19 protein-coding genes and 1 pseudogene are annotated in these 22,254 nt (G+C 51.4%); 9 read left to right on the top strand and 11 right to left on the bottom strand.

Annotated features, from left to right (window positions below; all coding sequences use genetic code 11):
* Positions 1–872: 872 nt before the first annotated feature.
* A complete protein-coding gene (locus tag JMJ04_RS28120) occupies positions 873–1,733 on the top strand; it encodes a COG4705 family protein (RefSeq protein WP_201373727.1) in 861 nt (286 codons plus the stop codon).
* Between the two features lie 402 nt (positions 1,734–2,135).
* Here JMJ04_RS28120 and JMJ04_RS28115 read toward each other — a convergent pair whose 3' ends face one another.
* From JMJ04_RS28115 to JMJ04_RS28090, 6 genes and pseudogenes are all read right to left on the bottom strand, one after another.
* Entirely contained in the window at positions 2,136–3,299 is a 1,164-nt protein-coding gene (locus JMJ04_RS28115; protein ID WP_201373726.1) for an RNA-guided endonuclease InsQ/TnpB family protein, read from the bottom strand.
* The gene (locus JMJ04_RS28110) at positions 3,259–3,909 is read right to left on the bottom strand and encodes an IS607 family transposase (RefSeq protein WP_201373725.1); all 651 of its coding nucleotides are present in this window, start codon (positions 3,907–3,909) and stop codon (positions 3,259–3,261) included. The genes JMJ04_RS28115 and JMJ04_RS28110 overlap by 41 nt, the downstream gene beginning before the upstream one ends.
* A 170-nt stretch (positions 3,910–4,079) precedes the next feature.
* Positions 4,080–4,553: pseudogene (locus JMJ04_RS28105) on the bottom strand (COG4705 family protein); the annotation flags it as partial.
* A gap of 148 nt (positions 4,554–4,701) precedes the next feature.
* On the bottom strand, positions 4,702–6,390 hold the full coding sequence (locus JMJ04_RS28100) for a serine hydrolase domain-containing protein (protein ID WP_201373724.1): 1,689 nt from the start codon (positions 6,388–6,390) through the stop codon (positions 4,702–4,704).
* Positions 6,391–6,491: 101 nt separating this feature from the next.
* Complete coding sequence (locus JMJ04_RS28095; RefSeq protein ID WP_201373723.1) at positions 6,492–7,049, bottom strand: hypothetical protein; 558 nt, start codon at positions 7,047–7,049, stop codon at positions 6,492–6,494.
* Positions 7,050–7,330: 281 nt separating this feature from the next.
* The gene (locus tag JMJ04_RS28090) at positions 7,331–8,278 is read right to left on the bottom strand and encodes a DUF6220 domain-containing protein (RefSeq protein WP_201373722.1); all 948 of its coding nucleotides are present in this window, start codon (positions 8,276–8,278) and stop codon (positions 7,331–7,333) included.
* A gap of 454 nt (positions 8,279–8,732) precedes the next feature.
* Between JMJ04_RS28090 and JMJ04_RS28085 the strand changes: the two genes are divergently transcribed.
* From JMJ04_RS28085 to JMJ04_RS28065, 5 genes are all read left to right on the top strand, one after another.
* Positions 8,733–10,169, top strand: coding sequence for an FAD-binding oxidoreductase (locus tag JMJ04_RS28085; RefSeq protein WP_307811750.1), 1,437 nt, complete (start codon positions 8,733–8,735; stop codon positions 10,167–10,169).
* A 50-nt stretch (positions 10,170–10,219) separates the two neighbouring features.
* The gene (locus JMJ04_RS28080) at positions 10,220–10,999 is read left to right on the top strand and encodes a PIG-L deacetylase family protein (protein WP_201373720.1); all 780 of its coding nucleotides are present in this window, start codon (positions 10,220–10,222) and stop codon (positions 10,997–10,999) included.
* Positions 11,000–11,018: 19 nt separating this feature from the next.
* Entirely contained in the window at positions 11,019–12,176 is a 1,158-nt protein-coding gene (locus JMJ04_RS28075) for a beta-galactosidase (protein ID WP_201373719.1), read from the top strand.
* Positions 12,177–12,413: 237 nt separating this feature from the next.
* Positions 12,414–13,208 carry a PhzF family phenazine biosynthesis protein gene (locus tag JMJ04_RS28070; protein WP_201373718.1) on the top strand — a complete coding sequence of 265 codons (795 nt, stop codon included), beginning with the start codon at positions 12,414–12,416 and terminating at the stop codon, positions 13,206–13,208.
* Positions 13,209–13,464: 256 nt separating this feature from the next.
* On the top strand, positions 13,465–13,863 hold the full coding sequence (locus JMJ04_RS28065; RefSeq protein WP_201373717.1) for a DUF3224 domain-containing protein: 399 nt from the start codon (positions 13,465–13,467) through the stop codon (positions 13,861–13,863).
* Between the two features lie 84 nt (positions 13,864–13,947).
* Here the strand turns inward: JMJ04_RS28065 and JMJ04_RS28060 are convergent, their stop codons facing one another.
* A complete protein-coding gene (locus JMJ04_RS28060) occupies positions 13,948–14,565 on the bottom strand; it encodes an AAA family ATPase (RefSeq protein WP_201373716.1) in 618 nt (205 codons plus the stop codon).
* A gap of 520 nt (positions 14,566–15,085) precedes the next feature.
* Here JMJ04_RS28060 and JMJ04_RS28055 point away from each other — a divergent pair.
* Both JMJ04_RS28055 and JMJ04_RS28050 read left to right on the top strand, forming a co-directional pair.
* On the top strand, positions 15,086–15,589 hold the full coding sequence (locus JMJ04_RS28055) for an AAA family ATPase (protein ID WP_201373715.1): 504 nt from the start codon (positions 15,086–15,088) through the stop codon (positions 15,587–15,589).
* Between the two features lie 28 nt (positions 15,590–15,617).
* Positions 15,618–15,758 carry a hypothetical protein gene (locus JMJ04_RS28050; RefSeq protein ID WP_201373714.1) on the top strand — a complete coding sequence of 47 codons (141 nt, stop codon included), beginning with the start codon at positions 15,618–15,620 and terminating at the stop codon, positions 15,756–15,758.
* A gap of 301 nt (positions 15,759–16,059) precedes the next feature.
* On the opposite strand, the gene JMJ04_RS28045 is transcribed toward JMJ04_RS28050, so the two are convergent.
* From JMJ04_RS28045 to JMJ04_RS28030, 4 genes are all read right to left on the bottom strand, one after another.
* A complete protein-coding gene (locus JMJ04_RS28045) occupies positions 16,060–16,668 on the bottom strand; it encodes a transglutaminase-like domain-containing protein (RefSeq protein ID WP_201373713.1) in 609 nt (202 codons plus the stop codon).
* A gap of 61 nt (positions 16,669–16,729) precedes the next feature.
* Entirely contained in the window at positions 16,730–17,251 is a 522-nt protein-coding gene (locus JMJ04_RS28040; protein ID WP_201373712.1) for an AAA family ATPase, read from the bottom strand.
* Positions 17,252–17,324: 73 nt separating this feature from the next.
* On the bottom strand, positions 17,325–17,954 hold the full coding sequence (locus JMJ04_RS28035; protein ID WP_201373711.1) for a hypothetical protein: 630 nt from the start codon (positions 17,952–17,954) through the stop codon (positions 17,325–17,327).
* Between the two features lie 104 nt (positions 17,955–18,058).
* Positions 18,059–18,808 carry a DUF2182 domain-containing protein gene (locus JMJ04_RS28030; protein ID WP_201373710.1) on the bottom strand — a complete coding sequence of 250 codons (750 nt, stop codon included), beginning with the start codon at positions 18,806–18,808 and terminating at the stop codon, positions 18,059–18,061.
* 224 nt (positions 18,809–19,032) lie between these two features.
* On the opposite strand from JMJ04_RS28030, the gene JMJ04_RS28025 reads away from it, so the two are divergent.
* Positions 19,033–22,185, top strand: a complete 3,153-nt coding sequence (locus JMJ04_RS28025) for a winged helix-turn-helix domain-containing protein (RefSeq protein WP_201373709.1) — start codon at positions 19,033–19,035, stop codon at positions 22,183–22,185.
* Positions 22,186–22,254 lie beyond the last annotated feature (69 nt).

Genomic DNA, 22,254 nt, shown 5'->3' with positions numbered 1-22,254 from the left:
CATAATTGTATATCAATGCGTCGTCTGTATGGAGATATAATAAATTATTGCATCTCGATACAGGCTTAGAGAGTCATAACTCCTGCACGTCTATTGTAGGGGCTTATTCCTGAGCCAGAATCTGAGACGAAAAGCCATCTGACTACGGCCAACTCAGAAAAGCTCTATTATTTTAAACAAATTATACATGTCTCGAATGGTGGTTGCCACCTTGAGATCATAATTGTGCGGAATGAACCTCATCAAGAGCAATAACCTTCTCCCAACACTCTTTGAAAATTGGAACGTGTTCGTTTGTGAGATTCAACCCTTCCCAAGTGTTCTTGCCTAGATAGATTACTCGATAATGCTCATCTACTTGATACTCTTATTTTGCTTGCCCCACAAGCAGGTGAAATGGTAGGGGGTTGCGATACCGCTACGTCATTCTCAAAAAGGGAACGGGAAGATATTGCTGTGTTTGTGATGCGTTCTGGTTTTCTTGTCTTCCTCAGAATATACCGAAGCACATCTATCAGAGGATGAGGATCAAACAAGGTGCAAATTTGGGAAGGTTGGTAAAGTAAGATCTTTAGTGAGTCAATTCGGATAAAGATGTATCCACCGTTTAGCCGAGTGTGCCAGTAGCGAGCTCCACCAGGTCCTATCTCGCGCCGCTCATTTTCTGTTTTAACTGCCTGTATGTTAGAATAGAAGCTAAACTGGCCCCGATAGATCACTGCCAGCGTTCAACGGTTCTTACCTGGCCTTTGATTTGCCGATGCGGTTATCTGCATAGCTTTGCTCACCAAATGATGACCGTAGATGATGACATGCTAAAAATGATCAATACATATATATAGCACTATTGTCGTTAATAGGAGAATGAGCATTTGAGTAAAACTATACCACCACGTGAGCCGGAGACGGATTCCGCATTCCCCAATCCCTCCCTTGCACCCACAGGTTATCAGTCCATACAGAGCAATGCCGTCCAGCCCGGGCAGCGCGCCTTACAATTCCTGAAAAAGGTTCCTGAGGTCACGGTCTATTTCTGGATTATCAAGCTGTTGACCACGGCCATGGGTGAGGTCACTTCAGATTTTCTTGTGAATCACCTGGCGTCAGAGATCGCGGTCGGCCTTGGCTTTATTGGCTTTGTGGTGGCGCTGGTATTGCAGTTCGTGGTGCGCCGCTATGTACCCTGGATCTACTGGCTGGCCGCCGCCATGGTGGCCGTCTTTGGCACGATGGCCGCTGACGTGCTGCACGTCGGGCTAGGGGTTCCATATACGGTATCCAGCACGCTCTTCCTGGTCGCGCTGGTCGTCATTTTTGCCGTCTGGTATCGGAGCGAGAAGACGCTCTCCATTCATAGCATTTACACACGTCGGCGCGAGCTCTTCTACTGGGCCACGGTCGTCGTGACGTTTGCGCTTGGCACTGCTGTGGGCGATCTCGCCGCGATGACCGTTCATCTAGGCTATTTCGCCTCTGGTGTGCTGTTCGTCGTCTTGATCGCCCTGCCAGCCCTGGCGTACTGGCGGCTTGGTCTGAATGAGATTGCGGCCTTCTGGCTGGCCTATATCCTGACCAGGCCGCTTGGGGCCTCATTTGCCGACTGGGCAGGCAAGGAGCCGAGCGCTGGCGGCGCTGGCCTGGGTACGGGCTGGGTTAGCCTGGCTCTGACCATCCTGATCATCACCTTTGTGGCGTATGTGACCGTTACGCGCAAGGATGTCAAGAGCGCATAAGATGCAATGGTTCATCTCTCCTGCCGAAGAGCAGTGGAGATGAACCATATTTTGAGAGGTGACCAGTGCTCTTTTAATGAATCGATCTTGATCTAAGAAACATTCCTCTCTGGCTCTGAGTCCACCACGGTTTCGGTGTCCTGGTGGCCTTGATCGGTGGCCCTGGACTCGGCCTTCGCTTTATCCTTCAACCATACATTAGCAAAATCGCAGTTCACATGAGCAGCCTTCGCCAGTGCGCCCACTGATATTTCTTTGCCCCTCTGCAAGCATCGCCTGATAGGTTGCCTCTAGAAGTTCTGCTCCGATTTTCATATGCAAACGTATGCTTGCATACGTTCACACCGAATTTCGTTGTTCCTGTTTCATCCGTAGGTGCCTCCGGGCCAAAGCCTTTTGGTCTTACCCCGCGTCCGCAGGCAAGTTTGCGTCTTCGTCCGAGCCAGTACCGGAGACGGCTTGATCAAGCAGCCCGATCAAGCGAAGGGCTTCCCGTAACACATTCTGACCTGCGTTGTGATCTCGATCCTGCGGAAACTGATCATACGGGCAAGCAGGATTCTGACACACAAAGATACGATCCTTGAGCCTCATCGCTTCCCACCTCCAACCGCAGCAATGACAGGTCTTGCTGGAAGGAAAGAAACGGTCCACCTTGATCACCTCTCCCCCACGTTGCGCCACTTTGGCCTCGAGCAGACGTCTGAGGGTGCCCAGCGAGGCGTCAGCGAACGAGCGAGCGAGACGGCGATTCTTGAGGAGTCCCTTGAGGTGCAGATCTTCCACCCCGATGATCCCGTAACTGTCGGCCAGCTTGGTTGTGAGCTTCTGCAGGACATCCTGGCGCAGGCAGGTGATGCGATAATGCAGACGGGCGACCTGTCGGCGCGCTTTCTCCCGATTCTTTGATCCCAGTTTTCGGCGATGCAGCCGTTTGTTGGCCTGACGCAATTTCTTGAGGGCGGTTTTGAGGAAGGCTTGGTTTTCGACTTCCTCTCCTGTACTCAAGGTGGCCAGGCGGTTCAGCCCCACATCGATACCCACGGCGGCTGGTTTCTTCACCACGATGGTATCAGGGATCTCGACCTGGATGGACACAAACCACCAATCCGCTGTTTTGGTGATGCGTGCCCCTTTCACGCGGCCCACAAACCGGAGCTTCTCAGCCAGATTGACCCATCCGAGCTTGGGTATCCACATGCGATGGTCCCCCAACTCGAATTGATCGTTGGCAAGGTAAAAGGAGGGTTTGCTTGTTTTCTTGCTTTTGAACTTGGGGCGTTTGGCTTTGCCTTCAAAAAACGCGGTGAAGGCTTTTCCTAGATCGAGAAAGGGCTGATCTGAGGCGTTCTTCGTCACCTCCCAGGTCCAGGGGAATTGCACCTGCCGGATCTCGTTGAATTGCTTCTTGAGTTTCAAGGCAGTGGGTTTCTCCCCGGCCTCATATTGGCGGTTCCATTCGGCCAGCGCCCAATTCCACACAAAGCGAGCAACGCCTGCGGCACGAGTAAGGTAGTTGGCCTGCTCAGGTGTGGGATGCAGTCTGATCTTGTGAGTCTTGATCATCCTTGATATCTTTTCCCAAAGCTGCTGCTCGAATCAAGTTTTTGTGCGAACGCAGGCCGGGGAGCCGGGCGCTGAAGACGGTCACAATGGCCATCAAGTCCCGCACCAGTTCTTCTTCGGGGGAGAAGGTTTCGCCGTTGACAACCGTGATCTGGGTTCCATGCCGTTCACAAAACTGCTCAAACCAGTCATAGCCAAAGCGCACGAACCGATCCTCATAGCCGATAATGAGCCGAGCGACCTGTCCTAACTCAATTTGCTCGATCACCTGATTGAAGCCTTTACGTTTGTAGTTGAGCGCAGAGCCAATGTCTTCGATCCACTGGTCCACTTTGATCCCATGTTCCAGGCAGTAGGCTCGCAGAGCTTCTTTTTGGAAAGCCAGGTCTTTTTTCTGCGAGGGGGAAGACACACGAGCATACGCGATCACCAATCCCTGCTCCGAGGAAATCAGCCCACGATACTGCAAGTATTGTTCATGTGTGTAGTAGCGCCGATTCGTCGGACTCCGAAACGCGGGTAAAATCCCCTTGCGATCCCATTTTTGCAAGGTATTGACGGATTTTCCAATCAGTTTTCCAAATTGTTTTGGTGAATATGTATGCTCCATACATACATTCTAACATGACTTCCCTGCTTTTTCAATACTGCTGAAGACTCTTTCAGCTAGCATGTGTTCCTCTGCCTGTAACTCTCTTCGATGGGTTATTCTTGTTGAGCTTTCGTAGAGCAATAATTGTTTCTTTTATCTGTCGCGGTGATATGACAACTAGATCATTCAGTGCCAAGCGCAAACGTCGCCATGACCGCGGCCCAGTAGAATAGCTCACGACGGCGCGTGTAGATGCTATGGATGGATAGCGTCTTCTCGCTTAGATACCAGACGGCAAAAATGACGACCAGTGCGACGAGAAATAGGACGCTTGATACGATATATGGAACACCTAACCCAACATGTAGTACATCGGCGGCCATCGTGCCAAATACAGCGACCATGGCAGCCGCCAGCCAGTAGATCCAGGGTACATAGCGGCGCACCACGAACTGCAATACCAACGCCACTACAAATCCAATGAGCCCGAGGCCGACCGCGATTTCCGGAGCCAGGTGATTCACAAGAAAGTCTGAAGTCACCTCGCCCATGGCAGTAGTCAACAGTTTAATGATCCAGAAATAGACCGTTATTTCAGGAACCTTTTTCAGGGCTTGTAAAGCAAGCTGCCCGGACTGGACAGCATTGCTCTGCGCAGGCAGATAATTAGTGGGCGAAAGGGAAGGGTTGGGGAATGCGGAGTTTGTTTTCGGCTGCTGTGGTGGTATGGTTTTACTCAATGCTCATTCTCCTACGAACGACAATACATGCAATATTTATTCATTGACATCATTAGTAATTATTATGTAATTACCCTACGCGTTCAAAGCGCAGACGCTCACAGGCATCCCCCCTATGGCTGCGAAAGACGAAGGCGCGAATAGTACCTTCGGGATTCCGCTGAAACTCGATCACTACATCATCAACCCAGGGATCATATTTGTAGCAGAGATCACCTATGGTAGGCTCGAAGTCGAGGTCCAGGCCGCAACGGTGGCGATTGTGATTGCGCAGGCAGACGCGTCCATCCTCGATGTACACATCATAGGTGGTAGCAAGTTCCTCACAACGGTATATTCCCGCGTAGGCCTGCACTTCAGGCTCGCTCAGGGGTAAAGAGCGGAAAGGAAGAAAGGTCCAGGTGCGCCCGCCCCGGGAGACCTCCAGGTGAGCATACACACCACTTTTCCCGGGAATGGCCTTGACCTGGTAGCTTCCATCAGAGATCTCAAAGGTGTGCTTCTCACGCGGCAACAGCTCGACCTCATCAAGGCCGTTGACGGTAACACGCAGGCGGCCATCTACATCCGCTATTTGCCAGACATAAGTATTCTCGGGACAATGATAGGAACCTGTCACACACGCACGCTCCGTCTTGCTCAGTACATATGACGATACGCTTGCGACAGGTGTGGATGGTTGCTCAGGCTCATCGCGCAAGATAGCCCGCAGGCGCCCGGTATACTCCCAGGGCTGCAAGCACGAGGTGTTGGAGAGGATAAAGAGGGAGAGGCGCTCTTCGACATAGTACTCACAAACCGCAACATAGCCACAGGTCCAGCCTCGATGATCAATGAAAGGCGCGCCATTCCTGGTCCCCACACATAGCCCATAGGCATAGCCCGTGCTTGTCCCATCAAGCAAACGGCCAGGAGTCAGATAGCGTTCTATAAGCTCTGGTCTGCCCTGTCCCAGGCGGTTAGCTGAGAGATTCTGGTACCAGAGCGCCAAATCCTCGATGCAACTCCACACACCATCATCACCAGTCAGCTCTAACTCGTTGGTACAGGTAAAATGAGTTGCTTCACCCATATCAAACTGGTCGCTTCCTGGCTCTTCATTGCGCAGGGAAAAGCGACCATAACCAGTCGCGCGATGCTTAATAAGTAGAGAGTGATTCTCGCGGAAACAGGTACTCTGCATGCCCAGCGGCACAAAAATATGCTTCTGGCTAAACTGGCCCAGGGTCTGACCCGTAATGTGCTCAATCACCAGCGAGAGTAAGAAGTAATTAGAATTCGAGTAGTGAAAGCGCTCGCCAGGCAGAAAAATCAGCTCGCGCTGCGCCAGAATAAGCTCTAACGCCTCGTCCCGGCTCAAATAATCGTGAAATTTGACGCCCGCCAGGAAGAGCGCGAGCACATAGTAGTCGCGAATGCCGCTACACTGGTGCAGCAGATGAGCCAGCGTGATACGTGGACCATAATCGGGAAACTCCGGCAGGTATGTGCGAATATCATCCTCAAGCGAGAGGCGCCCGGCCTCCTCCAGCAAGGCGATGCACATCCCTGTAAACTGCTTTGCCAGCGAGGCCAGGCAGAAAACGGTACGCGGCGTAATCGGCACATCATGCTCCAGGTTCGCCACTCCATACCCCCGCTTAAAGATCAGCTCTCCATCGCGCAAAACGCCAACTGCGCAACCCGGAGTATCCTCCTGATTGTATGTCTGAAACAGGGCATCGATCTTCTCCTGAGCCTCTTGCTCTAATGCTGCCATAACGTTTTGTACTCCTAACGTTCTTATCATCGTGCCAGGACCCTACATTTGGCCTCTTGCTACCTTCAATTTGGGGGGATATATCGGTACAAATACATATTTTATGCGAGATGAGGAGCGTAACGTAGAATGTCTTGTCCAAGCGCTGTCTTCTGCCAGGAAGGCGAAGAGGGTAGAGCTATCTGCATGCGCGTATCTTTGGGATCGGTAATCTCGATAGGTTTATTTGGAGAGGGGGCACCCACAATGGCGGCCTGCTGCTTGTACACCGCCTCCTCAACTGTCATAGGCATAAGCACCTGTTTAAGCCAGATAGAAGGAGGAGTCTTATCATGTTGCCCCTCAACCCTGCCGATATTCTCCCAGGGAGTATAGAGAATATACTGCCCCGAGAAATAAATCAGTCCCTTACTCCCAATAACATAGTGAGGAGATGGTATTAGAAGCCATGTTAATGATGGATACACCAGTCCCCACATAAGGCCTGAGAAGATACAAGTTAAAAATCTGGCAACATCATGAAAGATCAAATATGCAATCAAACCAATAACAATTGAACACCCCAAAGCAAAACAGAAACCATACAAAAAGTGCTTTCGCTTATCAGAGTACACCCTGGCTTCGCCCAGCAGGTAAGCATACCAATTCGTTGTCTGCATATTCAGTTTTTCCTGGCAAATAAACTTCTCCTACGCCTGCTTACCAGTGTACACGAACACATCCTGCCTAACAAGAGAGTAGCCGCGTACGCCAGGACGCAGCCCCAGTAGCCGCGTACGCTAGTAGCGGGCTAGCGGATGCTATTATAGACCGCCGCCCAGTCGATTGAGCTATTATCTGCCCTCAACCATACAGTTAGGCCAATTAGGCTGGTATGGGCAGCGGGCAGGCATAAAGCACGGCCCATACCGGCCTTTTCGCTTTAGCGAATTACGGCAGATCAGGAAATCTGTCGTTTCTCCGCTGAGAAGAAGTCGCGTGACACCTGAGGGATCCATTGCAACGTGGCGCAGGACAGAATCATCAGGATCATGAGAATCTGGACAAAAACAGCGTAAATCCGTTGATTGGGAGCCAGGACTGCCGGGACATCCGTCGGCGAGAGCCATTCGTAGCATATTTCCAGAACCACAAGGCCAACTACAACGCTGCTTGCTATGCGTACCCAGTTCTTTCCTGTGCGAATCAGGAAGGCAAGGCAGGCAGTGCAGGTGCCAAAGAAGAGGTGTGCTCCTACGACGATCACCTGGATCGAGAACACTGACCCGTCGATCTCACTCTGCGAAAAACCAGGGTTCAGCGCTTTGACAGCGTTGACGACATCATTGCGATTGAGGAGAAAGAGTGTGAGGACACCCACGCTGATAAGCGTGTACAGGAGGTAGCCTCCGGTCGCCAGATTGATCTCCAGCGGCACCTGATGACGGGGGAGCACGTCATCAGGAAGCACTTTTGCTGTCTGTGCTTGTTCCATTTCAGGACTCTTCTTCCCTATCATTTGCCATCCTTGAACGATCAGGATCACGTTCAGACCAAACAGCAGCATGGCGTTAGACGGATGCAGTGCGGCCAGAAACGGAACGCTTCTGGCGAAACCTGCCAGTGTCACCTGGAGCAGCGTCAGTACGAAAAGCGCCGCACTCCAGATGGTCATTTTGCCAGGCAATCGCGCCAGCAATGCCGCTAGTGGTAACAGCAGCGTTAGCAGCAACAGCAGCAGTCCCAGTGCACCGTGTGTTGCTCGTCCCCAGGTCGTGCCCGCAAATATCGAAGTTCCAATGAGAAAGCCTTCTATCAAGATACCCAGTAAGATCAGTCCAGCCAGTGTTAGATAGAAAAGTAGCATTCGGGAGTGTGTCACAGGCGTTTTTTTGTGCGATACTTGCATAACAATCTCCTTTACCTGATAAAGCGAAAATATCCCAAATTTTATGCATTGTCGTATTCCGTATTCTCTTCACGGAAATGGAGGGTCAGGTGACAAATACACTACATTCATGTCCTCTGGTGCTGGCGCATAAATTTTGTGATATGTCTGATGGATAATTGTGCCTCGGGTAATGCATTGTTTTGAGATACTGTAGTATAGTGCCTGGAAGTGACGGGAAGATGAACATGCTCTCCTTTTTTTGTCATCGTTCTGTCATCTTGCTTGCTTCTGGAAGTCTACAGTAGCGCAAGCGAAAACTCTTATGGTCTCTAAAGCGGAAGATAAGATGAGGCATTTATGACAAATCTATGACAAAACAGGGTGGCAAAATTCATGGGCTGGTCATCTTTTGTCTCTATACTGTGTTTGTTCCCGCAGATTACGAGTGAGCGAATATTTCGGAAAAACGTAAATGAATAGATTAGATGCAAAAAATGAAGCTAGTGATACGGCTCTGGTGTGGAAGCAGGCTTCCTTCGTGAGCTGGAGTATGACGAAACAGTCCCCTTGTTATGTCTGCAAGGTGAGGGATGTCGCTGAAATCATGCAAGCGCTCACTATTGCACGCATGTATGGCCTCTCAGTAATTACACATGGCGCAGGACATAGCTATACAGATGCGGCTCTGAATACAGATGGGGTGATCATCGATGTAACAGATATGCGACGCATCCTTTCCTGGGACCCTCAGCAAGGGATCATGCAGGTTGAGCCAGGGGCGACCTTGCGCGACATCGTTCGTGTTGCCACGCCAGATTGCTGGTGGCCGCCTGTTACTCCTTCTACGGCCGATGCTACTATTGGTGGCTGTGTTGCTATGAATGTACATGGAAAAAATGCCTGGAAATATGGTTCTTTCGGGGAGCATTTGCTATCTCTTACGGTATTGCTGGCAAGCGGACAGACACTCACGCTTTCGCCCATAAGCCATCCTGAACTTTTCCGCGCTTTTGTAGGGAGCGCCGGTTTATTAGGTATCATTACCAGTGTTACGCTACAATTGCAACGTATTCCTTCTGGATATGTCGATATATGTGTACAACCAGCTGCCTCATTAGGCGAGATCTTGAGGATATTCCAGGAAGAGCAGGCGGCGGATTACCTGGAAGCCTGGGTGAATGGCTTTGCCAGTGGCTGCTGTCTAGGCCAGGGAATCGTCACTTCTGCCACATATAGTGCTGTGTATGATGACGCCAGTTTGCAGATTCCAGGGCCTCATCTACCAGAACAATTCAAGGGGAGATTGGCCCGCTGGATCGGTACAATATATAGGCCAGCTGTGAAGGGCAGTGTGCGCACTGCGAACGGCGTGATGTATAAATGGAGTAAATGCTGGGGAAGAAAAGTAATTCGACAAAGATCGCTGTTTCGCTCTACTTATTATCCACCTGCTGTGTTTACAACCTATCGGGCTCTTCTTCCTCAAGGTACGGAGACATTTCAGGCATTTGTCCCGTCTGCTCTGGCAGAGCGTCTTTTCAATGAAATTATACGACGTTCGCAGGAGAACAACTTTATCCCACTCTGGTGCATCATGAAGCGACATCGCCAGGACCCCTTCCTCCTGAGCTATCAGGTTGATGGCTTCTCTCTGGAGGTCAATTATCAGGTTGATCCTCGGACAGCGCAACAGTTACGTAAGATGTTGCTGGAATTGATGGACCTCGTGATCGCAGCTGGAGGAAGATTCTATCTTGCAAAAGATTCTCTGCTCACCGATATTCCCTATCGGAGGAGTGTTGGAGATACTGCCGTTGAAACATTTCTCCATCTCAAGCAGATGTACGATCCTGAAATGCTGTTCCAATCGGATCTGTTTCATCGCGTGTTCCAGACATCTCTCCGGTGAATAAGGAGGGATATATCGTCGTTTAGAGAGGAGAGAGCAGGAAGAGAACAATGTGGACCCTCTTGATAATTTTCCTGATCATTCCCATTCTCTGGGTTGCAGGATTTCTTACTGTTACGGATTTTTCGATTCCTTTAAGAGATGCGCGGCCATTTCACCATATACTCGTGATTTTCCCTCATGCGGATGATGAGGCTGTCAGTTGCGCAGGTTTTCTCCACCAGATAGCGAGAAGCGGATGTGCAGTAACGCTGGTGCTTTTGACCGGGGGAGAAAGAGGAACATCGAATGCTACTTTGAGTCTGGGGCTCAAAGACATTCGCGTACGAGAAGCGCGGGCAGCAGCAACAATCCTGGGAATTTCCAGGCTTATCCAGGAGGACTTTGGAGATGGAACATTGCACGCGAAAAGGCCGGAACTGACAATGTTCCTTGATACGCTTATCCAGCAGGAGCAACCTGATCTTCTTATTACTTATGATCTCGCCGGCTTCTATGGCCATCCGGATCATATTGTATGTGCAGAGATTATCACCGCGTTGAAAAAAAGCAGATTTCGAGAGATTCCTTTATGGTATGTAACATTTCCTGAGATCGTGCTGGCAAGAGTCCGTCTACCAGAACATATCGGCACAAATTCCCAGGTGCGAGAAAAACAGGCATTGCCCACGCATAAAATATTCATTGGGAGCAGTGTGTTGCCAAAGATCAAATCGTGGTATACGTATAAGAGCCAGCGAGCCTCTTTGACAAAAGGCATCGGGAAGCTTCTCCCTATCTGGTTTTTCCTTACCATGATGCTTTTTGAGTACTTTGCCGAGGCGAATTAGTGCAAAGGGAAGGACCTATATGGAGAGAAAAGAACAAACCTCGCGAACTGGCGGCACTGCCAGCAAGCTCGCGCTACCACTCGTATCAGAGTTTCGCTTGAAGCAAGCAACGCAGCCCCTGACAGATGCATGGCAACGCCTCCCCATCGAACCTCGTCATTCCACGTTGCTTGGCATAAGCTTTCGCTTGCCACAAATTGCGGCGTTCGGCTTAGATGCGCGCTCCACTCTGCAAACATTGCTTGGCTACCCGTTTCAACTCATTCGCCTGGGAGCCTATTGGAATCGCATCGAGCCCGAACCAGGAGTGTTCTCTCCTGATGAGCTCGATTGGCAGATCGATGCTGCCGAACGGGCGGGAAAGCAGATCATTTTATGCGTTGGCCCGTTAAAAACCTTTGGCTATCCCGAGTTCTTTGTGCCTGCGCATCATTTGAGCTCCCCTTTCCCTGAGCATACTCTCATCAAACCATCCGCTTATCCCTCACTTCTCGAAGCTGCTACTACATTCATCACCCGTCTCGTAGAGCGATATAAGCAGCGGAAAAGCATTGTCGCGTGGCAACTCGAGCACGAAGCCGTTGATCCGCTTGGCATAGAACATAGCTGGCGTCTGGATGCCGCCTTTGTCGCAAAAGAAGTTGAAGCACTCAGAAAAGCTGATCCCGACAGACCAGTTATGATGAACGGCTTTTTGCCGACCTCTTTGCTGGTATATCTCTCTCAATGGTGGCAAACGCGTGATCAGGGTGACTCACTTGCGGTGGCGCAGCATCTGGCGGATATTGTTGGGATCGACTACTATCCGCGTCATGCTCTGCTGGCATTTGGCACCAGAACTCTGTATCTGGATGGAAGCCGGAGTCCCTGGCAGCACCGCAGACGGAAGCAATTGTTCACAACGGCCCACGCTCATGGACAAAAGCTGATGATTGCTGAGGGGCAGGCGGAGCCGTGGGAGGCGGTGACGGCACCGCCCAGCCCATCCAGGCAAGGCATGTATAGTTGTTTGCCAGAGCAGGTCATCGCCAACTACAACACCTGCATACGCAGGTCCCAGCAAGAAGCTCCCCTGTATGCGTATCTCTTCTGGGGAGCAGAGTATTGGCTGCTCCGCGAACAATGCGCTGACTCAAGCTATCTCCAGGCATTTGTGCGTATCCTCGAACAGGCCTGACGCGTTCCAGTCCACGTACCCCACCGGCCCTCTCGAATACCTCAACCTTTCTTCGAGAGATTAAGGGAGTATCTTCGGTCTCGCCCTGTTTTGCTACCGCCTCGCTTAAGAAAAGTAACAGGCTTAAACATACTTTGGCTCTCTAAGCAAGTCCATTTGGCTGTAGACGAGAAGGCTGCTTCCCACTACAATGGCGGATAATCCGGTAATAAAAGAAGAGATGAAGGAGAGAGACAAATGAGCCTTCCCGTATTTTTTGTGGATGCCTTTACAAGTACCCCCTTCGCGGGCAACGCGGCGGCGGTCGTAGTACTGGATGGACCTCGTGAGGATGCCTGGTTGCTACGCGTCGCCAGCGAGATGAACCAGGCCGCGACCGCCTTTATCTATCCCCAGGATGATGGTTACAACCTGCGCTGGTTCTCGGCAAAAGTCGAGCTGGAGCTGTGCGGACATGGCACCCTGGCTAGCGCACACACCATCTGGGACCAGGGCTATCTGGCAAGCGATGCCCAGGCCCGCTTCCACACCAGGGCTGGCCTCCTGACAGCTAATAAGGTTGGCGAGTGGATCGAGCTTAACTTTCCTGCCAAGCCCGAGGAGCCAGCGGAGATCCTACCTATCTTCGCCGAGAGCCTCGGTGCGACACCACTCTATGTCGGCAAGAGCCAGCTCGACTATGTTGTCAGGCTCGAATCTGAAGCAATCGTGCGCGACCTCCAGCCAGATTTTGTGCGCCTGGTGACTATCCCGGCTCGCGGCATCATAGTCACCGCGCAAGCCGATGCTGGCCATGAGTATGACTTTGTCTCGCGCTTCTTCTGCCCCAGCGTAGGCATCAATGAAGATCCCGTGACGGGCTCGGCCCACTGCGCACTTAGCCCCTTCTGGAGCAAGCAACTGGGCAGAGACCAGCTTACCGGCTTCCAGGCCTCGACACGTGGCGGCGTTGTCCGCGTCCAGTTGGATGGAGAACGCGTGCGCCTGGGAGGCCAGGCTATCACCACCCTGCGCGGCGAACTACTTTCTTAATCCCCTAACATGAGGTCAGTTACCCTCTTAATTCCCTAATACTAATAAGTATGTGACGGGCCATCGCATTCTCGATGGCCCGTCACATACTTATTTACCCTGCAAAGCACCATAGGCACTGAGAATTCGCAAGAAGCCAAAATAACTGTGAATAAAGGACCAAAGCTTTCCTAAACTGGTGTTACTCTAAAGAAGACCGTAATACTCGACATCAGGCGCATTGCCAGCACACAATAACGAGGAGAGGAACACTAGCATGAGTACACACGTCAGATCAACGTTTAAGGTTGCCTCCTGGGAACAGGTCCCCTACGAAGAACCCGAGCAGGGCGCAAAGCTCTTCCGGGCCGAAGTAAAAAAGATCTTTAGCGGTGATATCGAGGCTGAGGGCACTGCCATCCTGCTTATGTGTCAGGGAGAGAATGATGGAGGTGGCTACGTAGCTACCGAGCGCATCACCGGGCGCATTGGGGAACGTACAGGAAGCTTCGTCATTCAGCATGGAGGGGCGATGGCAGACAATGCTGTGACCGATTCCTTTGGCTACATCGTGCCCGGTAGCGGCACCGACGACCTCAAGGGCTTGCGCGGACACTGCACCTTTCAGCACGATGATAAGGGTGCCACCTTTACCCTCGACTACGAGTTTATCTAGCCATTCGCCTCTCCTGGTGTATGCACCTATCTGCCATGTCGCAATAAGGGCATACATCAGGAACGAGCTCTAAATGTAAGGCTGCTATACGCTGGTAAGAAATGTGATTAGGCGCTCTCGATCAGTATTGTTCCGGACAACAAAGACACGCTCCCAATGCTTCTCAAGATAGACACGCATAAAGGCCGCTGATAGCGGCACCTTCTGCTTACACATATCCAGGCGCTCAATCAAAACCTCCGCGCCAGCGGGTTCAGCGCTCGCTTTAACCTCTTCTCGATACATTTGCACAGCCTCGAACACGATTGGATCAGCGTCAACCGTGTCGACGCAATAACGATACGTATTTTTCATAAAGTTGAAAAGCAGCTTTGTGGGATAGGGATTGGTGCCACGCAGAGTCTTGGAGATATGGCGACACAAAACGCGCCAGGCCGCGATATACCAGGGGACCTCAAGCAACACAATATAATCAGCCTGGTAGGCAAGGTGATCAGTCGAGATAATATAAATCCCCTCAGCGATCCATGCAGACTGATCCGCAATAATGGCAGTATCCTCTATCCAGGCCTTCATATCCATGCCATGTTTCCAGCCCAATTTATCCAAGTCGTGGTGTGGTATAGCAAGCCTGCGCGATAAATCCTGCGCCAGGGTCGTCTTGCCACTGCCAGGACCTCCAAGGATAAAAATTTTCGCCATAAGTCTCTCTTTCAGTGCATATTAATCTGCAAAATTACAAAATCCACAAAACAAGGCGGGAAAGGATACCTGAAATGCACGCGAGAGACAACCACCGTCTTATGCAGCAATCAATAGGGAGACAACTTCACATGAGGGATCGGGTTGGAGGACTAAAGGAATGTGTGAGAGCCGCCGCCCCTGGGAGAAATTGCTAACGCCCTGCCCTACTTTTTATGGTAGACAAAACAAGCCCTTGCCGCACCAGGCAACAGTGGCATTCCTTCGTCATACATTCCAGGCATACGTTAGCAATGAGTGGGCATAGTAGCTCCTTCATGAAAAAAATATATTTACCCGGCCAGTATATACAAGGCAGCAGAAAAAGTAAATGCCAGCGTAAACATGCTATTCTTTGCCAGCTTGTTTTTATCCTCAATGTACATTATGCTCTTCTGAGGACCCATCGTAATCACAATATGATTCCTAAGTGTTTTGCGGAGGTTGCACATTCTGTTCTATAAGAAGAGAGGATATCATCATGAAGCGGATTCTTCTGACAGGGATGTCTGGAACCGGTAAGACCACGGTAATCAGTGAGCTTGCCGCACGTGGGTATAAGGCCGTGGATGCGGACTGCGATGAATTCTCAGAGTGGGGGGAGGTCACCGGCAACGCTGCCACCTTAGATTCACCAGTGGAAGTGGATAGAGACTGGGTGTGGCGAGAGGACCGCGTTCAAGGCCTCCTGTCCACTGAGGAGACCGATGTGTTGTTCCTGAGCGGATGCGCGGAGAATATGCAGAAGTTCCTTTCCCAGTTCGACCACGTCGTACTGCTGAGCGCGCCCGCTGATGTCATCGTTGAACGCTTGCGCACAAGGACAAACAATCAGTATGGGAAGCATCCCGACGAAATCGCTCGTGTGCTTGGCCTGGTAGAAACGGTCGAGCCATTGCTACGACGTGCCGCGGGACACGAGATCGATACCAGTGCTTGTCTCGAGGATGTCATAGCGATCCTGCTCCGACTGGTGCAGCCATAGAAATGATGCTCACTAAAGGAGTTTTCAAATGAATTGGGCGACATTTGCCATAGAAAAACTACGGGAAGGACAACAAGCACAGATCAAGCCACGGGGTCATTCGATGACTGGGAAAGTCAACGATGGAGATCGCGTTACCCTCCAACCGTGTTCTCCAGAGCAGTTATAGGTAGGCGATATTGTTCTGGTGCAGATCAAAGGGAACGTCTATCTGCACTTAATTAAGGCTATTGACCAAAAACGATTTCTGATTGGAAATAATCGCGGAGGCATTAATGGTCGGGTTGGTCCCCATGCCATCTATGGGCGGGCAGTTCAGATCGAGAGACGTTAGAGGAATCTCGCTAACCCGATGGGTCAACGGCCTACCGCTGGTAGGCCGCTTTTCGTACCCAAGAGAGGTAATGTGAGACATGGTCACTGTGAGACATGGTCGCCTGCCAAACTCTGCGAGCAGGGGGTCTGGCTGCTCACAACCTCTCAGGCAAACAATGCTGGTACATGTACAGGCTATCGCTGTGCTGTTGCAAGGGCGCGACAACTCTGGGATGCGGATGACTGTAGATAGTAGGATAGTCTATTTCGTCTAGCTCTGGGCGCACAGGAAAGGCTAGTTTCTCCTGCTCCAGTGAGAATTCCGCCTGTACTCCTGGCTTATTGCCACGTGCATCGAGGCGTATCCAGCGTTGAAGCGATGGGAGATAGGCAGCGTTTAGCGCATGGACCGCGTAGCCCGTCTCGGGCGTGTCCCCCAGCGTCAAGCGCTGGTAGCAAAAGCCTGTGGGGATACCCTGCCCCCGCAGGAGAGCAGCTAGTAGATGGGATTTAGCATAACAGATGCCTGTCTGATGCTGTAAAACCTCGGAGGCGGTACATGTTACCTGAGGATTTTGCGCATCCCATGAGTGAGGAATGGTATCGCGCACAAACTCAAATGTCCGCTGAACGCGCTCTACTTCCGACTCGGAAGCTAGCTGTAACTGCTGGATTGCCTGGCGCACCAGGGGATGCGAGTAGTTTGCAATTTCATCTTCGCGAAGATACACATCTATCTGAGAAATCTCACACTCAAGTTGCATGTTATTTACCTTCCAATAGTATTACGTGGCTTCTCTACCTGCTTGTGACAGCTCTTGATTGCTAGCGTATCTGGCCCAGGATTTCCTCAACGATCTCTGCAGGACGCTTCTCGTCGGTCGGGATATGCGTGGCGAAGGCGGGCGACTCAAAGGCGGTGACACAGCGTTGGAAGCGCTCACGAATCCAGGCCAGGGATTCCGCCGTATGCTCATGTTGTCGCTGCTCTAAGCGAGCGTACAGTGTCTCCTCGCGCGCCGTGAGGCAGAAGTGATAGAGGTGTGGATCTACCTGACGCAGGCCAGCGGTAATCTCCTCAAAATAGGGCCGGTGCCAGATAGTCATAGGCATGACCAGCGTCCGCCCATAGACCTGTTTGAGCACACGCGCCGTCTCGACCACCAGGGGACGCCACGCCGTCAAATCCTGAAAATCTTCAAACTTTTCGATAGGCCTCGCGATATGCGCGAGGCCAGCCCCTACAATCTCTGGATCATAGAGCATACTATGATAGAGGCGTGGCACCAGCAACTCAGCGGTCGTCGTCTTCCCCACCGCGAACGACCCATTTATAAGAATTATCATATATTTGAGGCATCCTTTACCAAAAAGTAGAACATAAATAAAGCATATCAGAGAGCAAACATGCAAATTTTACTCAAGACGCGAAATCAAAGACCAGCCGGACATCACTTGTGGAACCATATACCTCTAGGAGGCCATTCAATATTTCTGTCAGAAAAGGTTCCACAGCCTCTGCATAAGTTGATGTCCAGATTGCGTTGCAATACGGACTACCTTTGCCTGTATGGTGGTAACTGATTGGAATATCTTCTGGCCAATCATTCCAGGCGGGAGAACTATCTGGATGGAAAATGTGCTTTACACGCTCATCTACACGGGCATAAAATTTTTTACGCTTACCATGCCAATCAAAGCACGCCAACTCCTCCAGTGTCAACCAGCTTGTCTCAAGCCCATCTGTATTGAATTTGCCTGTTTCTTCATCAAAGAGCACATAGTGATACCACACCTGCAACTCAGCCGAGAGATCATCTGGCAGCCCTCTAAGGGGCGCAATTGGCTCAAATGGCTCTTCCTGATCATTTCTCACACCAGCAAGAACTGCAAAGAGGTAGTAGTGTTGCCTGTCATAAATCGATTCAGGGCGGTACTCCAGGGGGTCATCTGAGTCATACTTGTGCATTTCATTCTCGAGCATTTGCCCCACGTAATACCATTCGTTGCCGATGCGCTGCTCTACGTACATTGATATATAGGTCCCCATGCGCTTCTTCCCTTAACATAAGCCATCCACAGGCTCAGCTTAAATACTCATTTTCGCCTAGTGTAGCACATGGGCACAAGTAGCCGCGTACGCCAGTAGCGGGCTCACAGCACAGGATAGAAGAAAGCCAGAATACCCGTGAGGATCAAGCAGGCTCCGACCATAACGCTGAAGCGTCCACTCTGCCCCCATGTCTTCAGACAGAATATCAGCGTGGTCAGGCCTAGCATCCAGGGAATATTCATCAGGCCGACGACAAGCATAATTAGCATCAGCCCTCCACAAGCCCCCAGACAGTAGAGACCATTTCTAAGCCCTAAACTGACATCAGCCAGTCCGACTGACGTTACAGGCATGGCACAACCAGTATCCATACCAGGCTTACAGTGGCTGAGAGAGTTTCTCGCCAATGGTGTCTGCTGATAAGCTCCAACGGCTATAAGCAGAATTGGGCCTAAGATGGTTAGTGATGGCGAGTGTGTTGCAAGATATTCACTGGCAAGCGAGAGTCCGTAGATGGGGATGCCAGTGAGGAACCAGGCAAATATGTACCCGAGCAGAAAACTAGAGGCGCGTATAACTGGGCGAAACGTCACCTCGCGCTCCATATGCAGCGACTCAAGGTACCAGGAAAATGCAGGCGAGAAGGAGGGCAACATCATCGCGATCATCATGATGGTCCAGTACAGCAGGAAGGCAAGAAAGGTCAGACCCATCGGGCCGTATTGATGGCCTGGAGGCATACCCCAGGCATGTACTAATGTGGGTATCCAGGCCAGAAGAGCCAGAAAATGCGTCGTCATCCAGGCATGCGCATGCTTCGACGCTTTTGGTAATGTCATCACCTCAGCCATTACTTGCTCCTCTTCTTTTGCTGGCTACAGCATCCTTTACTTCAATTATAAAATGACATGCTCCTAAATACTATTCTTATTTTTATTGACATTCCGGTCACTCTACTGTTTGCATACTCATCCTGGCTTATGTTACACTTTTCAAGATTGAGTAATTGAGACTTAATAATAGATGTTATCGTCCTCTGAGGCGCTCCACGAGGGGCTAAAACAGTTAGGGATTTATGCCGAAGTCATCTCTCCATGCAATTACCTGGTCAGAAGAGCAGAAGCGCTATGAACTTCGCACGCAAGGCGAACTACAGCAATATTTTGGTTCTGAAAACAACCAGCCATGGCAAGACTGGCTGGTTGACCAGACCTCCTTCGCCTTTCAGGGACGGCTTGGGCATATGAGCGTGGTGAAAGAGGCACGAGCCCGGGGAAATGGCTACTGGTATGCCTATAGCACACTTCAAGGGCAGACACGCAAGCGCTATCTTGGACAGACAAGTGGCGTCACGCTAGAACGTTTAGAGCAAGTAGCGCAGGCCTTCGCGAACGAGCACCGCTCCGTATCCCAAACGGGTCAACAGATTACACAGGCGAGTTCTGACTCGCTAAACCTTGCGCATCAGAGCCACATACCACTCATCGCAACCAAGCATACTCATCCTCAACTTCCCTCTATGCTAGTGAGGCGCGAGCGCTTGCTACAAGAGATGGATGAAGTGCTTACTCATCGCTTGCTTTTGCTCTCCTCCTCGGCTGGGAGCGGGAAAACGACGCTGCTGAGCACATGGGCGTCACGTTCGCCGCATACCATAGGCTGGCTCTCGCTGGATGAGGCCGATAATGATCCTACGCGCTTCTGGGCCTCGGTCATTACAACCCTGCGCATCTGCCTACCCGAGATCAGTGATATCGCCCTGGCGATGCTCTATACGCCTCAGCCACCCCCGCTTTCAACTATACTCATCACCTTTATCAATGAGATTCTCAGGTCCTCCAACGAGATTATCCTTATTCTGGATGACTACCATGTAATTGAAGACCAGGCCATTCATGAGGCCATGCTCTTCCTGCTCGATCACCTCCCCGCGAATATGCACCTGGTTATCGCCAGTCGCGTTGATCCGCCGCTCCCTCTGGCACGCTGGCGCATGCGAGGCCAGATGAGCGAGATTCGCGAGCCAGAGGTACGCTTTACGCCAGTAGAGGCCCAGGCCTTTCTCAATGAGGGTATGACGCTCTCGCTTTCTGAGACAGAAGTACAAGTGCTGGAGAAGCGCACAGAGGGCTGGATCGCGGGACTACAACTGGCCGCGCTCTCACTACGCACACACAAAAAGCCTTCTACCTTTATCGAGCACTTTACGGGCGAACATCGCTTCATCTTCGACTATGTACAGGAGGAGATTCTTCAACATCAAGCGCCATCTGTGCAGCAGTTTCTACTCCAGGTCGCGGTACTCTCGCGCATGAACGCCGCCCTCTGCCAGGAACTGACGGGAGAGCCTGCCAGTCAGGAACTATTGGAGGTGCTAGAACGCCATAATCTCTTTATTGTTCCGCTGGACGAGCAACGGCAGTGGTATCGCTTGCATACTCTCTTTCGTGAAGTACTCCTGGCACGCCTGCAAGCTACCCAACCAGAACAGGTAAACACGCTACACCAGCGCGCCGCCCGCTGGCACGCGGCCCAGGGTTCTATCCATGAGGCGATGTCCCACGCACTGGCTGCTCAAGACTATCCATTCGCGGCCGCAACGTTGGAGCAAGGCGCAAGACAGCTATGGACGCAAGGCGAAGCCAGAATGATCGCGACCTGGCTACTGCAGTTGCCTGAGAATATCCTGCTCGAACACCTGGAATTTGCCCTCACCTCGGCCCTGAACTTGCTTTCCAGTACGCAATATATGCCGGAGCAGCAGCGTGTGCAGGCTCTAAGCCAGAGTGAACAGATTATCGCGCGTGTAGACCAGATATTGTCCAGCGAAAGAACCACCTCCCTCGCTCCAACAGAGGTGGGAAAAATTGAGAACCGCATCTGTCTCTTGCGTGAGTTTATCCTGATGAGCGAGGCTTTCCGCAAGGGCAATATGCAACAGCTTCGCCTGATCGCCCAACGCATACAACCTCTCACTGTAAGCGAATCAGTTGCCTGGAAATGGCTCGCGCTCCACGGCCTCTTTGTCAGCTCTCAAGTCGTAGGTGATTCTGTTCTCTTGCTGCCAGAACTGCTCGCTTTGAAGCAGCAGGCTCTTCAGGAGCAGGACCACGCCATAGCGATTGTTGTCACATGCTGGCTTGCGGCCGCCTTTCTCTATGCAGGCCAGCTTCACTCACTCCACCAGGAATGCCTACAGGCTCAGGATCTCCTCGCTCAGCTAGGACAGAATGTCTCGGTCACGGCCTATCCCGCTTTTGATCTCTCCTTCCTCTACTATGCCAGGAATAAGTTGGAGCAGGCAGAAGGCAGCTTACAGGTAGCCTTGCAACATGCCGCGCGCTGGCAAGATATAAATCTGCTCATCTGGGGCCATGCGACTTATGTAAAAATCGCCCTGGCATCCGGGAAGATTGCGGACGCGGAAGAAGCGCTGGAACAGGCCAAAAACCTGATCCAAAGCACTGGCTTTACAAACTATGCACATGATGTCTCAGCCGCCCAGGTAGCACTCTGGCTCGCACAGGGCAACTTCACAGCGGCAGAGGACTGGGTGGCTCGCTATGATTTCAATCCTCAGACTCTGAGCTTCCTTTATATTGATGAATATATAGCACTGGTCAATATTCACCTCGCGCAACAAGAATATACACAAGCTTTGCACATCCTGATTCCACTGCTCAGCAGAATGGAGCAATGTAAGCGCACCTGGGATATCATTCACCTGCTGGCACTACAAGCCAACACACTCTACGGGCTAAGAGAAATGGAACAGGCCCAACAGATTGTCGTACACCTCCTGAACTTGACGGAGCCTGAGGGTTATATTCGTGTGTACCTGGACGCAGGCAAACCTATGCGCCAGCTACTCCAGAATCTGCTCAAAAACCCACCCAGGCAAGAGTTATCTCCCGCCTGCGTCTCCTACATCTCCACCCTGTTGACAGCTTTTGTCCAGGAGGAACAGAAACGCACACAGCAAGCAGCCAAATTGCAAATCGAAGGACACACGCCACAGGCTCTAGAAGGACTCTATGAACCCCTGAGTCCTCAGGAGCAACGCGTCCTAAGCCTGCTGGTCGCAGGGCAAACTTACGCCGAGATCGCGCAAAAGCTGGTCGTCTCCCCCAATACCATCAAGACTCAGGTTAGCAGCATCTATCGCAAACTGGATGTCAGTCGGCGCGCCGAGGCTATCGCTGTCGCCAGGCGTCTCCATCTCCTCTAACTTAAAGCCTCTCATCGAAGCGTTGTGTGCCAACCCACAACTACCTATCTCACCCAACGCTAGATACTA

Source organism: Ktedonobacter robiniae (assembly GCF_016587375.1).
Lineage (GTDB): Bacteria > Chloroflexota > Ktedonobacteria > Ktedonobacterales > Ktedonobacteraceae > Ktedonobacter > Ktedonobacter robiniae.
Note: the sequence above shows the minus strand (reverse complement) of the source record. Positions and strands in the feature narration are given on the sequence as shown.